At 27.7% G+C, this 15233-nt stretch carries 11 protein-coding genes and 3 rRNA genes; 12 read left to right on the top strand and 2 right to left on the bottom strand.

All coding sequences use genetic code 4. The features are described 5' to 3' along the window. Position 1: 1 nt before the first annotated feature. The 5 genes from X271_RS00525 (at position 2) to X271_RS00545 (ending at position 6614) form a co-directional block, all read left to right on the top strand. Positions 2–1538: ribosomal RNA gene (locus X271_RS00525) — 16S ribosomal RNA — on the top strand. 195 nt (positions 1539–1733) lie between these two features. Beyond that, positions 1734–4673: ribosomal RNA gene (locus X271_RS00530) — 23S ribosomal RNA — on the top strand. A 133-nt stretch (positions 4674–4806) separates the two neighbouring features. Continuing rightward, positions 4807–4913, top strand: a 5S ribosomal RNA gene (gene rrf, locus X271_RS00535). Together the 16S, 23S and 5S rRNA genes form the textbook arrangement of a ribosomal RNA operon. 126 nt (positions 4914–5039) lie before the next feature. Then, positions 5040–5633 (top strand): GIY-YIG nuclease family protein, encoded by a 594-nt coding sequence (locus tag X271_RS00540; RefSeq protein WP_025208518.1) that lies wholly within the window; start codon positions 5040–5042, stop codon positions 5631–5633. Positions 5634–5690: 57 nt separating this feature from the next. Further along, complete coding sequence (locus X271_RS00545; RefSeq protein ID WP_025208519.1) at positions 5691–6614, top strand: hypothetical protein; 924 nt, start codon at positions 5691–5693, stop codon at positions 6612–6614. 31 nt (positions 6615–6645) lie between these two features. On the opposite strand, the gene X271_RS00550 is transcribed toward X271_RS00545, so the two are convergent. Then, positions 6646–7923, bottom strand: coding sequence for a CNNM domain-containing protein (locus X271_RS00550; protein WP_025208521.1), 1278 nt, complete (start codon positions 7921–7923; stop codon positions 6646–6648). Between the two features lie 90 nt (positions 7924–8013). Between X271_RS00550 and X271_RS00555 the strand changes: the two genes are divergently transcribed. Genes X271_RS00555 through cdd form a run of 7 tightly spaced genes read left to right on the top strand, consistent with a single transcriptional unit; the run spans position 8014 to position 14666 of the window. Beyond that, on the top strand, positions 8014–8310 hold the full coding sequence (locus X271_RS00555; RefSeq protein WP_128824163.1) for a hypothetical protein: 297 nt from the start codon (positions 8014–8016) through the stop codon (positions 8308–8310). 1 nt (position 8311) lies between these two features. Continuing rightward, on the top strand, positions 8312–9694 hold the full coding sequence (locus X271_RS00560) for an amidase family protein (RefSeq protein ID WP_025208523.1): 1383 nt from the start codon (positions 8312–8314) through the stop codon (positions 9692–9694). Next, on the top strand, positions 9684–11141 hold the full coding sequence (gatB, locus tag X271_RS00565) for an Asp-tRNA(Asn)/Glu-tRNA(Gln) amidotransferase subunit GatB (protein ID WP_025208524.1): 1458 nt from the start codon (positions 9684–9686) through the stop codon (positions 11139–11141). Before X271_RS00560 ends, gatB begins: the two co-directional genes overlap by 11 nt. After that, a complete protein-coding gene (mnmA, locus tag X271_RS00570) occupies positions 11134–12516 on the top strand; it encodes a tRNA 2-thiouridine(34) synthase MnmA (RefSeq protein ID WP_025208525.1) in 1383 nt (460 codons plus the stop codon). Before gatB ends, mnmA begins: the two co-directional genes overlap by 8 nt. After that, the gene (locus X271_RS00575; RefSeq protein WP_025208526.1) at positions 12500–13414 is read left to right on the top strand and encodes a hypothetical protein; all 915 of its coding nucleotides are present in this window, start codon (positions 12500–12502) and stop codon (positions 13412–13414) included. Before mnmA ends, X271_RS00575 begins: the two co-directional genes overlap by 17 nt. Then, positions 13415–14254, top strand: a complete 840-nt coding sequence (locus X271_RS03080) for an HAD family hydrolase (RefSeq protein WP_025208527.1) — start codon at positions 13415–13417, stop codon at positions 14252–14254. A gap of 16 nt (positions 14255–14270) precedes the next feature. Next, positions 14271–14666 (top strand): cytidine deaminase, encoded by a 396-nt coding sequence (gene cdd, locus X271_RS00585; RefSeq protein WP_025208528.1) that lies wholly within the window; start codon positions 14271–14273, stop codon positions 14664–14666. On the opposite strand, the gene X271_RS00590 is transcribed toward cdd, so the two are convergent. Beyond that, positions 14667–15167: a dUTP diphosphatase gene (locus X271_RS00590; RefSeq protein WP_128571620.1), complete on the bottom strand. Its 501-nt coding sequence runs from the start codon at positions 15165–15167 to the stop codon at positions 14667–14669. Positions 15168–15233: the final 66 nt, after the last annotated feature.

Below are 15233 nucleotides of genomic sequence, written 5' to 3' on the forward strand. Positions count from 1 at the left end.
AATTTTTGAGAGTTTGATCCTGGCTCAGGATTAACGCTGGCGGCATGCCTAATACATGCAAGTCGAACGAAATTTCTTTTATTAGAAATTTAGTGGCGAACGGGTGAGTAATGTATGTTTAATCTGCCTCAAAGAGGAGAATAACTATTGGAAACGATAGCTAATACTCCATAGCGTAATATAAGGCATCTTATATTGCCTAAAGGTGCGTTTGCATCGCTTTGAGATGAGAACATATCACATTAGCTAGTTGGTAGGGTAAAAGCCTACCAAGGCAACGATGTGTAGCCGGACTGAGAGGTTGAACGGCCACAATGGGACTGAGACACGGCCCATACTCCTACGGGAGGCAGCAGTAGGGAATTTTTCACAATGGACGAAAGTCTGATGAAGCAATGCCGCGTGAAGGAAGACAGTTTTCGGATTGTAAACTTCTGTTATGAGGGAAGAATAGTTAAGATAGGAAATGATTTTAATTTGACGGTACCTTGTTAGAAAGTCACGGCAAACTATGTGCCAGCAGCCGCGGTAATACATAGGTGGCGAGCGTTATCCGGATTTATTGGGCGTAAAGAGTGCACAGGTGGTTTATTAAGTCAGTTGTTAAAGATCGAAGCTTAACTTCGATTCGCATCTGAAACTAGTAAGCTAGAATACAGGTGGGGGCAATGGAATTCCATGTGTAGCGGTGGAATGCATAAATATGTGGAGGAACACCAGTGGCGAAGGCGGTTGCCTGAACTGTAATTGACACTTAAGCACGAAAGCGTGGGGAGCAAATAGGATTAGATACCCTAGTAGTCCACGCCGTAAACGATCTAGACTAGTTGTTGCCATTAAAGGCAGTAACGCAGCTAACGCATTAAGTCTAGCGCCTGGGTAGTATGCACGCAAGTGTGAAACTCAAAGGAATTGACGGGGACCCGCACAAGTGGTGGAGCATGTGGTTTAATTCGATGATACGCGAAGAACCTTACCTACGTTTGACATACTTGGCAAATCCATAGAGATATGGAGGAGGTTAACCAATGTACAGGTGGTGCATGGTTGTCGTCAGCTCGTGTCGTGAGATGTTCGGTTAAGTCCGGTAACGAGCGCAACCCCTTTCTTATGTTACTAACAATTAAAGTTGAGGACTCATGAGATACTGCCTGGGTAACCAGGAGGAAGGTGGGGATGACGTCAAATCATCATGCCCCTTATACGTAGGGCTACACACGTGCTACAATGGCTATTACAAAGGGTTGCCAAGCCGCAAGGTGGAGCTAATCCCAAAAAGATAGTCTCAGTTCGGATTGAAGTCTGCAATTTGACTTTATGAAGCTGGAATCACTAGTAATCGCAGGTCAGCAATACTGCGGTGAATGCGTTCTCGGGTCTTGTACACACCGCCCGTCAAACCACGAAAGTCGGTAATACCTAAAACCGTTGTTCTAACCCATTTTTTTGGGAGGAAGGCGTCTAGGGTAGGATTGATGATTGGGGTTAAGTCGTAACAAGGTACCCCTACCGGAAGGTGGGGGTGGATCACCTCCTTTCTATGGATATAGAAATACAAAACTTTTTTTAACAATTAGGTTCTATTTAGTTTTGAGAGGATTATTAATCGTCTCAAATATTAGCTCTTTGAAAACTATATAATTTGTCAAATATTAATTAAAATAAGATTTTAATTAGGATATTCTAAATATAAAATATTAAGCGCAAAAGAAGCATTCATGTTTTTTAATAATAATTAAGTTATTAAGGGCATATGGTGGATGACTTGGGAATAGGAGCCGAAGAAGGACGTGGTTACCTGCGATAAGCCTTGGAGAGTTGGAAATTAACGTTGATCCAGGGATTTCCGAATGGGGAAACCCACCAAAATAATTGGTATCTTAGAAGTGAATACATAGCTTTTAAGAAGGGAACCTAGGGAATTGAAACATCTTATTACCTAGAGGAAAAGAAAGAGAATTCGATTTTGTTAGTAGCGGCGAGCGAAAACAAATAAGCCCAAACTATCATTACTTTTTGTAAAGATAGGGTTGTAGGACTAGCTATATAGAAGTTACAAATTGTTTTTATAGAGGAAATAGTTGGAAAACTATACCACAGAGGGTTAAAGTCCCGTACTTGAAATGAAAACGACTTCTTGCTTGATCCTGAGTAGGACGGAGCACGTGAAACTCTGTTTGAATCTACCCAGACCACTGGGTAAGGCTAAATACTACCTATTCACCGATAGTGAACCAGTACCGTGAGGGAAAGTTGAAAAGAACCCCGGGAGGGGAGTGAAATAGATCTTGAAACCATATTGCCTACAAAAAGTCAAAGCGGGTTAATCCGTGATGGCGTGCCTTTTGCAGAATGAGCCGGCGAGTTACAATTACATGCAAGGTTAAGTTTAATCGGAGCCGTAGGGAAACCGAGTCTTAATAGGGCGTATAGTATGTGATTGTAGACCCGAAACCAGGTGATCTATCCATGAGCAGGATGAAGTAAAGGTAAAACTTTATGGAGGTCCGAACCAGTAAACGTTGTAAAGTTTTTGGATGACTTGTGGATAGCGGTGAAATTCCAAACGAACCTGGATATAGCTGGTTCTCTCCGAAATAGCTTTAGGGCTAGCGTCGTGGTTAAGCATAATGAGGGTAGAGCACTGATTATACGATGGCCTCATCTCGAGGTACTGAATATAGCCAAACTCCGAATATCATTATTGTATACACGGCAGTCAGTCTATGGGTGATAACGTCCATAGGCGCGAGGGAAACAACCCAGACCATCAATTAAGGTCCCAAAATTTATGCTAAGTGGGAAAGGAAGTGTAAATCCTATAACAGCTTGTATGTTGGCTTAGAAGCAGCCATCATTTAAAGAGTGCGTAACAGCTCACAAGTCAAGGATTTATGTGCCGAAGATTTAACGGGGCTAAAGCATAATACCGAAATTATGGATTTTTTTATTATTTTTATAATAAAAAAATGGTAGGAGAGCGTTCTATATTGGGGTGAAGTTAGACCGTGAGGACTAATGGACTATATAGAAGTGAGAATGCCGGCGTGAGTACCGATTGAAGGTGAGAATCCTTCACGCCGAATGCGCAAGGTTTCCTGGGGAAGGTTCGTCCACCCAGGGTTAGTCGGGATCTAAGGCGAGGCCGAAAGGCGTAGTCGATGACCAACAGGTTGATATTCCTGTACTATGATATAAAGGGATGGAGTGACGGAGAAGGTTAGGTAATGCAAGTCATTGGTTGTACTTGTTTAAGCAATAAGGTGGTTGAATAGGCAAATCCGTTCAACATAACATTGAGTTGTTACAAGGAGTGAAATCATTTATGAGATTAGCGAAGTTACTGATATCACGCTTCCAAGAAAAGCTTCTACTGTTAATTTATATCATACCCGTACCGATAACCAACACTGGTGCGCGAGGAGAATATCCTAAGGCGAGCGAGAGAACCGGAGCCAAGGAACTCGGCAAAATAACCCCGTAAGTTAGCAATAAGGGGTACCAATTTTATTGGTCGCAGTTAAGAGGTCCAGCCAACTGTTTATCAAAAACACAGCTCTCTGCTAAAGCGTAAGCTGAAGTATAGGGGGTGACGCCTGCCCGGTGCTGGAAGGTTAAGTGGAGATGTTAGTTTCTTTTTTGAAACGAAGCTTTGAAATGAAGCCCCAGTGAACGGCGGCTGTAACTATAACGGTCCTAAGGTAGCGAAATTCCTTGTCAGGTAAGTTCTGACCCGCACGAATGGTGTAATGATCTGGACGCTGTCTCGGCTTCGGGCTCGGTGAAATCTTAGTCCCTGTGAAAATGCAGGGTAGACGCAGTAAGACAATAAGACCCCGTGAAGCTTTACTACAACTTCGTATTGAATTTTGGTGTGAGATGTACAGGATAGGTGGGAGTTGATGATTTATTAACGCTAGTTATTAATGAAACACCCTTGGGATACCACCCTTTTTACATTGAGATTCTAACTTGCAACCATTATCTGGTTGGAGGACAGTGCGTGGCGGGTAGTTTGACTGGGGCGGTCGCCTCCTAAAAAGTAACGGAGGCGCGCAAAGTTACACTCAATACGGTCGGAAATCGTATGTAGAGCGCAAAAGTATAAGTGTGATTGACTGTGAGACTTACAAGTCGAACAGGGTCGAAAGACGGTTTTAGTGATCCGCTGGTTCTGTGTGGAAAGGCCAGCGCTCAACGGATAAAAGTTACTCCGGGGATAACAGGCTTATCTCCCCCAAGAGTTCACATCGACGGGGAGGTTTGGCACCTCGATGTCGGCTCGTCTCATCCTGGAGCTGTAGTTGGTTCCAAGGGTTGGGCTGTTCGCCCATTAAAGAGGCACGCGAGCTGGGTTCAGAACGTCGTGAGACAGTTTGGTCCATATCTACTGTGTCCGCAGGATATTTGAGGAGAGTTTCCCCTAGTACGAGAGGACCGGGGTGAACATACCACTGGTGTTCCAGTTGTCTTGCCAAAGGCATTGCTGGGTAGCTATGTATGGAATCGATAAATACTGAAAGCATCTAAGTATGAAGCGAACTCCAAGATAAGATATCCCACTCCTTTTAAGGAGGTAAGTTTCCTTATAGACTATGAGGTTGATAGGTTGGATGTGTAAGTGCAGTAATGTATTTAGCTAACCAATACTAATAAAACGAGGACTTAATTATTTTAAGCTTAAATTTATATTTCCTAACTTTAACTTATTTTAATTTTTATCGATAATTATATAGTTTTGAGAGTGCTAGTATTCTCTTTATCTCATCGAGAATTATGATTGTAAAATATTTTATAATTATAATTGTCGGTGGCGATAATACTAAGGAAACACCTGATACCATTCCGAACTCAGAAGTTAAGCTTAGAGATGCCGAAGGTAGTCGCAAGGCGAGAATAGGAAACTGCCGACTTAATCAAGAAATTGATCTAAGTTAAAAGTACCATATATTAATATATGGTACTTTTTCTTTTTACAAAATTTAATTACAAAAAATATATAATAAATTTAATTAAAATTATTAAAAAAAGGGATTATTGTGGGTACATTTTTAATTATTATATTAATTTTTTCTTTAGTTTTATTTTTTGTTTTTTTCATAATATATAGTATAAAAAAAAGCAATGAAGAATATGAAAAAAAGCATTTGAAACAAGCGCAAATTAATTATGAAGTTAAATTTAATAATAATTTTAAACATTCAAAAGATAGTTTTTTATACTTAGCAAATCAAACAGAAGAAATAACTAAAACTTGAGATAATGTAAAAGATACAAAAAATCAACGAAAATTAGAACAATCAAGTGGAATATATGCTATTTATGTTAATACAGAAGATATAAAGGAAATAATTCCTATATATGTAGGTCAAGCAAGAGACATATTTAAAAGATGAAAACAACACCAAAATCAAATTGAAAAAATAATTAAAGAAAATTCTAATACAAGAACATATAAAAAAATAGTTCATTATTTAAATGTTCATAATCTAAAAATTCAAGATTTAAATTTTTGTGTTTTAGAAAAGTGTAATGAAATTGAACTTAATGAAAGAGAAATGTTTTATATAAATCTATATAATAGTGATATTTATGGATTCAACCAGACAAAAGGTAATAAGAATTATTTTTAAAATTATATAATTTCATTAATAAAAGTTTCAAAAATAAAAAGATGAATAAGAGTAATTATGAAAAATACGAAGAAATTAGATATATTAAATGGGAAAAATATTAATTTTAATAAGGATAAGAAAGATTTAAAAGAAGATGATAATAATTTTTGGAAAAAATTTTTTAAAAAGAAATTTATAATTATTTATACTTTAATTTTTATAATGATAATTATTATTATTTCATTATTATTAACACTTACAAATAAAAATAAAACCAATTTAAATTCATTTTATGAATATGGATCAGATTGTTCTTATATTACTAATTATTCAGAAGAATATGTTGGTTATGGAAGAATAGGATTAGAAATATGTTTTGAACTTGATCCTGAATATGTAGCAAATGATTATATTTCTATATATGAAATACCAAACAATCCTAATCAAGAAGAAATTTATATAAAAGATTATCCTTTAGAATATACAATCTATGATGATGGATTATATCCTAATGGTTTATATAATACTTATCAATATGTTCCATACAATATGAGTGATCATAATAAAAATTATTCTATACAAGTTGATATTAATGATAAAGAAACAGGAGATTATGTTTCAACAATAGAAATTGAAAAATTGACTTTATATAATAATCGTAAGCCGAATGGGTTTTCAATTAAAAATGTAAAAGATTATGGAGATTGTTATATGGAATATGAAATTTTTTATCCAGAAGGTAGCGGAAGAATAGAAGAAGTTTATCTTGAAGATGAATTAGGAAATATTTTAAGTACAAGTAAACCAATAACATCAGATTTTTTTCATTATGATTATCATGGAATTTTATATTTACCACCAAATTACACTTCTTCTGCACAAAATTATAAGATTTATGCAAAATATAGTCATAATATTACTCCATATGGAAAAATAGAACAAGAATATCAAATTTTACTTGATGATCAAATTACAGTTCTTCCTTTTGATTATAATTAAAAATATTACTATGTATTTATGATTTTAATTATTAAATGATATTTACTTCAAATTTTCAATTATTTTCAATATCCTTTTTCACTTTAATTGCTATTTTATTTGTATGTAAGAAATCATTTTTTTCTAAATATTTATTGATATCATTATTTTTCAAATTAAAAGTTTTACTTATTCATTGTATAAAAGTAAGATTAATATCTCTTGGATGAAATCCAAAAGCACTAAAATATTTCTCGGCAATATCAACTATTTTAGATCATGAACTTATTTCAATTGAATTAAAATTTAAATCATAGATACCTTTTATTTCTACATCATCTTCATCATAAATTTTTCCGATTAATTGCTCAATAATATCATTCATTGTAATTATACCAATTGGGATTTTATGATTACTATTTTCTGTTACTATTACCATACCCGTTCTTTTTATTTTTAAAAGATCAAATAAACTATCAATTTTTGTTTTTTTAGTAGCAAAAATGGGTTTAAAAATAGACTTTTTAAAATTATTATGATAATTAGATGGATCATTTCCTTGATAAATAAAAAAGAATTTTATATTAAATATTCCCACTATTTCATTATTTTTATCTATTACAGGAAGTCTTGAGTAACTATTTTTTGAAATTATTTTTAATAGATCATCTAATAAAATATTATTTTTAATATATACAGTAGATTCAAAATTATGCATAATACTGTATGCATATTTTCTATCAAAAGCAAGAGAATTAATTATAAATTCATTTTCATTTGGATTTATAATCTTTTTCTTTTTGCTTTCATTTATTACTTCTTCTAGTTCATCTTCATTTTTAATAATAATATCTTCTTTCTCTTTTATGATCTTTGCAATTAAAAAAGTAATTGGATAAAGTATTTTATAAATAATTAATAATAATAAAGATAATTTCATCGCACCTTTTTCTGGATTTTTTTTAGCAAGTAATTTAGGTAATATTTCCCCAAAAGAGATTAAAAATAAAGCCATTAAAATTGAAGAAATAAGTAACCCTATGTATCCAAAAATTTCATTAAATAAAGCAGCTGCAATTGTAGTTGATAATATATTCATAATATTATCTGTAATAATTATGCTAGTAGATGTTTTATTATAATGTTCTCTTAAATATAAGATTCTATTTGCTTTTTTAATTTCCTTTTTATTTTCTGAAGTTTTTGTTATTGTTTTTATTCTGATTTTATTTAAATTAGCAAGTGCTATTTCTCCATAAGAAAAAATAAAACTTGCTCCAATAAGTAATACTAAAACTATAAATAGTATTATATATGTAAAATTTTGCATGAATTATATTATATCTCTTAAAGATATAATATAAAACAATAATTAATGATATTTATTTCGTATTTATTAAAATTGTATAATTTATTTATTATGAATATTTCAAGTGAGATAAAAAATCTAGAAGAACTAGCGATGATAAAATTATCTAATCAGGAAAAGAAAAAATTTATTGAAGATTTATCAGTTTTTAAAAAATCTTTAATTGCTTTTGAGGAAATTATTGATTTTAATAAAAAATTTGCAAATAGAGAGTTTATTAATGAAATTAATGTAAGTGATCTAAGAGATGATATTGAAGAAAATTTATCAGAAGAAGATTTAAAAATTTTATATGAAAATTCAAAAAATTTTAAGAGTAATTTGTTTGTAATTAAAAAGAAAGATTAAAATGAAAAGTATTTTTGATGAAGAAAATTGAAAAAAAATAAATTTTTTAAATTATGCAAAAGAAATTAATAAAAAATTTTTAAAAGAAGGACCTATTCTATTTGTTTTTGATTTTAATAATTTTGAAATATCAAAAAAAGGTAAATTAAGTAATATCCCTTTTGCAATTAAAGATAATTATTCAATTAAAAATGTTAATACAACAGCCGGAACAATTTTACTTGATAATTTTAGACCTGTTAATTTTTCTACAGTTTTTAAAAAATTATTATCAGAAGGTTCAATTCCTTTATTCAAAGCAAATCTTGATGAACTTGCAATGGGTTGATCGGGAATGACATCACATTATAAAGGAGTTAATAATCCTTTTGATAAAAATCTAATTATTGGAGGATCTTCTTCAGGTTCTGCATATCTAGTTGCAAAAGATATTGTTCCTTTTTCATTAGGTTCTGATACTGGTGATTCTGTGCGTAAACCTGCCGTTTATGGAAATGTAATTGGATTTAAACCAACTTGAGGTCTTGTTTCTAGATATGGTTTATTTGATTTTGCTCCTAGTTGAGATACTGTTGGATGGTTTACAAAAACAATTGAACAATCAGCATTACTTTTAGATATTTTAAAAGGATATGATTCAAAAGATCAAACAAGTAAGAAAATAGATCAAAAATTTTCCTACTTTAAAAATTTAGATAAAGATAAAAAAAATCTTATAGTTGGTTATTTTCCTGAAATATTAAATGAAATTAAAAATCAAAAAATAAAAGAAACTTATATTTTATTTTTAAATAAATATAAGCAGAAAGGTTATAAACTTAAAAATTTAAAAGCCAATTTTGAATTGTTATCACTTATTTCAATTGTTTATGATGTTGTATCTTCTACTGAAGCTTTATCATGTAATTCTAATTTACAAGGATTTTTATTTGGTAATGGATACGATCAAAATAAAAACTATTTAGATGCAATTAAAAAAGCACGTGGAGATAATTTTGTTTATGAAGTTAAAAAAAGATTTTTATTTGCTGCATATTCAATTTCAAAACATGAAAAAATTTATAATCAAGCAAGAAGAATAAGACATTTAATAAATAAAGAGTTGGATAAAATTTTTGAACAAGTTGATGCCTTAGTTCTTCCTGCAGTAATGGATTTTGCGCCCAATAAAAAAACAGCACAGCAAAATAGAATAAAAAATTCACGAACATTAGCAGATAATTTTTTAACTTTATTTAATAGTAATGGTTCTCCATCTTTGAGTTTTCCAATTACAAATGAAAAATCTGAATCTGTTTTTATAAATATTGCAACAAAACCTAATGATGATTTGAATTGCTTTAGAATAGCAAAAATTTTTGAAAGATTAAAAGATGAAAAATAATTTTATTATTGATGATAATTATATTATCACTTTTGGTGTTGAAATCCACGCCCAATTAAAAACAAAAACAAAAGCATTTTCTCCTTCCAAAAACGATTTAAATGCAAAAGAAAATACAAATATTAATGCAATAGATTTAGGTTATCCAGGTGAAAAACCATTAGTTAATAAAAAAATGATTGAATTTGGTTATCGAATTGCAAAAGTTTTAAATACAAAAATAGCAAAGCAAATTTCTTTTGATCGGAAAAATTATCATTATCCTGATCTAGCAAAAGGATTTCAAATTACACAATATTATCAACCTATTGGTGTAAAAGGAAAATTTACAATTATTGATCAAAAAGGAAATAAAAAAGATATTGTTATATCTGATGTTCATTTAGAAGAAGATACTGCAAAAAAAATTGATTTAAATAACGGTTTTGTTGGATATGACTTTAATCGTGCCGGAATCCCTCTTATTGAAATTGTTAGTGATCATAAAAATTTTAAAACAATTGAGGATGTTTTAAATTATGTAAAACAAATTGCAAATCAATTAATTTTTATTGAAGTTAATGATGGAAAATTATTTAAGGGTTCTTTTAGAGTTGATGTAAATATTTCTATTCGTAATAAGAATGATAAAAAATTAGGAACAAGAGTTGAATTAAAGAATTTAAATTCTTTTAATAATATAAAATTAGCTCTCGAAACAGAAATAAGTGATCAAATTGTAAAAATTAAAAATGGAGAAAAAGTTTTAAAAGTTACAAAAAAATTTGATGAAAAAAGTGGGAAAACAATTTTTATTAGAAAAAAAACATCACTAAAAGAATATAATTATATTCCTGAATATAATATTCCAATTATTAATTTAGATAAGAAATCACTAGATAAATTTGATCAATTTAAAATTATTGATACACAATTATTAAGAAAGAAATTTATTGATAAAAAATATTTGGAAAACGAAATAGATTTTATATTATCTTCACCAAAGATATATAATCTTTATCAAGATTTATTAAATTCTAAAATTGATGAAAAAAAAATTTTATCATTTCTTACAACAAATTTACAAGGACAATTTAATTTATTAAAAATAGATCCTTTAGAATTTAAATTAGAATCAAAAATTATTTCGCAAATTTTGAAATTACATATCGAAAATAAAATCACAACAACAAAATTAAATCAGTTTATTAATAATTTATTTTTAAATAAAGATATTACAAAAGAGTTATTTTTTTTTCAAAAGCAAATTCAATTTTCTGAAAAAGAATTAGAAAAATTAATTGTAGATATCATTAATAACAATCAAGAATTAGCTGATCAATATACTAATCGTCCCGAAAGGGTTGAAAAATTTATAATTGGTCAATTAATGAAAATATCAAAAGGAAAGGCCAATCCAAAATTAGCAACAAAATTAATTAAGGATTATTTTTTAAAAAATGAGTAGTTTAAAATATAAAATAATTGGATTATTGTTATTTATAATAGTAATTTTTATTTTTGTTTGAGAATGAGGATGAACAATTTCTTTATTTTTTGCTTTAGTTTTAATTTATGTTCTTTTTTCTAAAAAGGGAGGATCAATTTTCGATGCTTTTAAAATGTTTAAAGCAGAACAAAAGGAATTAAAAATAGAACAAAAAGAAGAAGATCAAGAACAACTTATTCAAACTTCATTGAACGATTTTAAACCAAAAAAGGGAGCTAAAATAGCAGTTGCTCTTTCAGGAGGGGTAGACTCTGCTACATCTGCTTATCTTTTAAAAAAAGAAGGATATGAATTAAAAGCATTCTTTATGGTTAATTGAGATTCTGCAATAAATTCTGAACTTAATTATATTCTTACAGATGATGAAGTTTGTCAACAAACAAAAGATTATTTAGATGCTAAAAAAGTTGCTGATTTTTTAGGAATAGAGCTTATAAGAATAAATTTTATTAAACAATATTGAGATTTAGTTTTTCAAAAATTTCTTAAAGAAATTAAAATGGGGATTACTCCTAATCCTGATATTTTTTGTAATAAATATATAAAATTTAAAGAATTTACTGATTATATTTTCAAAAATTATCCAGAATTAGAATATGTTTCAACCGGTCATTATGCATCAATAAAGACAAAAGATGATGATTATTTTTTAGGACAAGCAATCGATGAATTTAAAGATCAAACTTATTTTCTTTCAGAAATTGATAAAAAAATATTAAATAAAATTTATTTTCCACTTGCTAATTTAAAAAAAAGTGAAGTAAGAAAAATTGCAATAAAAGCAAATTTACCAACAGCAACAAAAAAGGATTCAACAGGAATATGTTTCATAGGGAAAAGAAATTTTCCTGATTTTATTGCTAATTATTTAAAAGACAAACCAGGAAAAATTATTGATCAAAAAACAAACAAAGTTATAGGAAAACATCGGGGAGTTTTATTTTATACATTGGGACAAAGAAGGGGACTTAATTTAAGCGGAAATAAAGAACCTTATTTTGTGAGTAAAAAAGATGTTAAAAAAAATATATTATATGTAGCAACAGAAAAAAATCCAGAATTTCTATATTCAAATTATATTGAAACAGAAAATTTTAATTTATTAGCACCATTAGAATTATTAAAAGATTTTGTTTGAATTAAAACAAGACATTCTGAAATTCAATATGAAGCAGAAATATTAAATGTTAAAAATACAAAAAATAAATTGAAAATTACTATTAAAACAAAGGAAGATATTAAAGCGGTTACTCCAGGACAAGAAGTTGTAATTTATAAACACAAATTATGTCTTGGAGGAGGGCAAATAACTAAAAATGAATTTAAAATTTAAAAATATTATCTATCCTCTTTCAATCTTTTTATTAACTTTCTTTTTTTATTTTTTCTTTATTTTATTTGTTTCATTACCATTTTCAAGTCTTACTATTTTAGATTTAAATATTGCTCAATCTTGAATTTTTTGACTTTCTTTTTTCATTTTATATTCTTTTTTAATTTTTACAATTTTATATTTTGATTCAAAGAAAAATGAAAGTAAAGATTATTCGATATATTTTAAGTTAGTTTTTGTATTTATATTTATAAATGCTTTCTTAGCTTTGCTTCCAATGCTTATTTTTATAAGTCTTACAAATTATGAAAAAGGAGTTTTTAATAATACTATTTGAATTTCTTTTATTATATTTATATATTTTTTAATTATTTGATTTTCTTTAGTTTTTTATTTTAATTTAATTATTTCAATAGGTTTAAAAGAAGATAAAATATTGCAAATAATAAATCATAATATTTGATTTTTTATTTTCCATAATTTATCTTTTAATAAAAAAGATAAATATTTATATGAAATCAAATTTAAAAAGGCAAATATAGTTTTTGGTTGTTATTTTATTGATGAAATAAAAAAAATTAACAAAATTCAATTTTCTGATCAAGTTAAATTTTTAAAAAAAGAACAAAGCGATGAAAAAATATATGATTTATTTAATGATATTTCAGATCAAAAAATTGAGAATCAAAAAGAAGAAATAAGAAGTATTGAATCTGATCAAATTGCAAAAATTAGTATTGATTATTTAAAAGAAAATCAAAGTAATTATTTTATATATTTGAATAATAATTTTGAAAATTTAATTACACAAGGTAAAGTTCCAGAAAAAGTTATAATTATTAATGAAAAAAATTTTCTAAATCAATTTAGAAGACTTTTAAAAAAGGTAAAAAAATAAATGTTTAATAATATTGAAGTTATTTTTATAGATCTTGATAAAACACTTACAACAAGAAAAAAGAAATATGATGTTTCTTTAGATAATAGATTACAAATCAAAAATTTACAAAAAAGAAAAATATGAACAGTAATTGCAACAGGTAGATCAAGAGAAGATATTGTAAGAATTTGAAATCAAATTCATCTTAATAAATATTCTGATTTTGTAATATATTCAAATGGAGCAATAATTGAAAATTTTGATCGAAAAATTATTATTCATCAAAAAAAAATATCTTTTTCAGATATTTTAATTTTTTTAAAATATCTTAGAGAAAATCATCCAAATTGAATTTTTAGGTTTGCAGATTCTAGTTATTTTTATTCTTTTAGCAAAAAAACATATAAACAAAAAATTTTTTCAAAATTAATTAATGATTTTGAATTGAGAAAATTTTCTTTAGATGAATTTAATAAATTTAAAAATTTTGAAACTTCAAAAATTGGAATTATAGGGTCACTTAGCAAAAAAAGATCAAAAAAAATTATTGATGAACTAGAAGAAAAATTTCCACAATTTAAAATTGTAATTTCAGGATTTGGAATTTATATTGAGTTAACTGCAGAGGGAGTAACAAAGGGATCTGCAGCAATAGTCCTTGCTGACTATTTAAAATTTAATTTAAATAATTCAATTGCAATCGGTGATTCTTTAAATGATAAATCTCTTTTTGAAATAGTTGGTTATCCAGTTGCGATGAAAAATTCTAATAAAGAACTTTTAAAAATAGCAAAATTTACAACAAAAACAGCGAAAAAAAACGGTGTTGCAAAAGTTATTAATGATATAAATATTTAATTTTAGGAGTTATACTATGTTTGAAAAATTACAAAAATTGCTAAAAAATTCATATTCACCATATTCAAATTTTAAAGTAGCAGCAATTATTAAAACAAAAAATGGAAAAGAATATAAGGGTGTAAATATTGAATCCGCCGCTTTTTCAAATACAATTTGTGCAGAAAGAAATGCAATTTTTAATGCAATTACAGAGGGAGTAATATGAGGAGATATTAGAGAAATTCATTTATTATCAAAATCAAACAATAATAGTAATGAATTCACTACTCCTTGTGGTAGTTGTAGACAAGTAATAAATGAATCTTCTAACAATAAAGCAATTGTTTATATTTATAACTTTAAAAAGGAAATAAAAAAATTTACAATTAATCAATTATTACCTTATAGTTTTAAATCAAAAGATTTTTAATTAGTAATTTGTATTTTGTCTTACAAAATTTATTTCATTTTTTAATTGATAAGAATCAAATATTTTTTCAATTTTAAAATTATAAATAATTCCTATTTCAAGAACTTTTATAATAATTTCTTTTAGGATTTTCTTATCTTTATTTTTCTGTAATATTGTAATTAAATTTATTATTTCAAGAAAAATTAATTCAATTTTTTTATTTTCTGTTGAAATTTCTAATTTTCAATCATTATAATTAAGATTATTTGCAATTGAAATTAAAAAATGAATTATATCAACAAACTCATCTAAAATAATTTCATCTGCACTTTTTTCTTTTTTTGATCAATATTTAAAAAATTTTAATTCATTTGCAAATTCTCCCAATTCTACAAAAAGAGCAATAATTTTTTTATCAAAAATTTCTTCATTTTCTTCTAAATTATTTCTTTCAAGAATATATTTATCTAATATTTTTTGTTTTTCAGAAATATTTCTAAGATCGATCTTCATTTTCATAATTTAATAATATCATTAATAATTTTTTAAATTATTAAAGTTTATTTTTTAATTTAAAATTGATAA

The organism is Candidatus Hepatoplasma crinochetorum Av (genome assembly GCF_000582535.1).
Lineage (GTDB): Bacteria > Bacillota_I > Bacilli_A > Mycoplasmatales > Hepatoplasmataceae > Hepatoplasma > Hepatoplasma crinochetorum.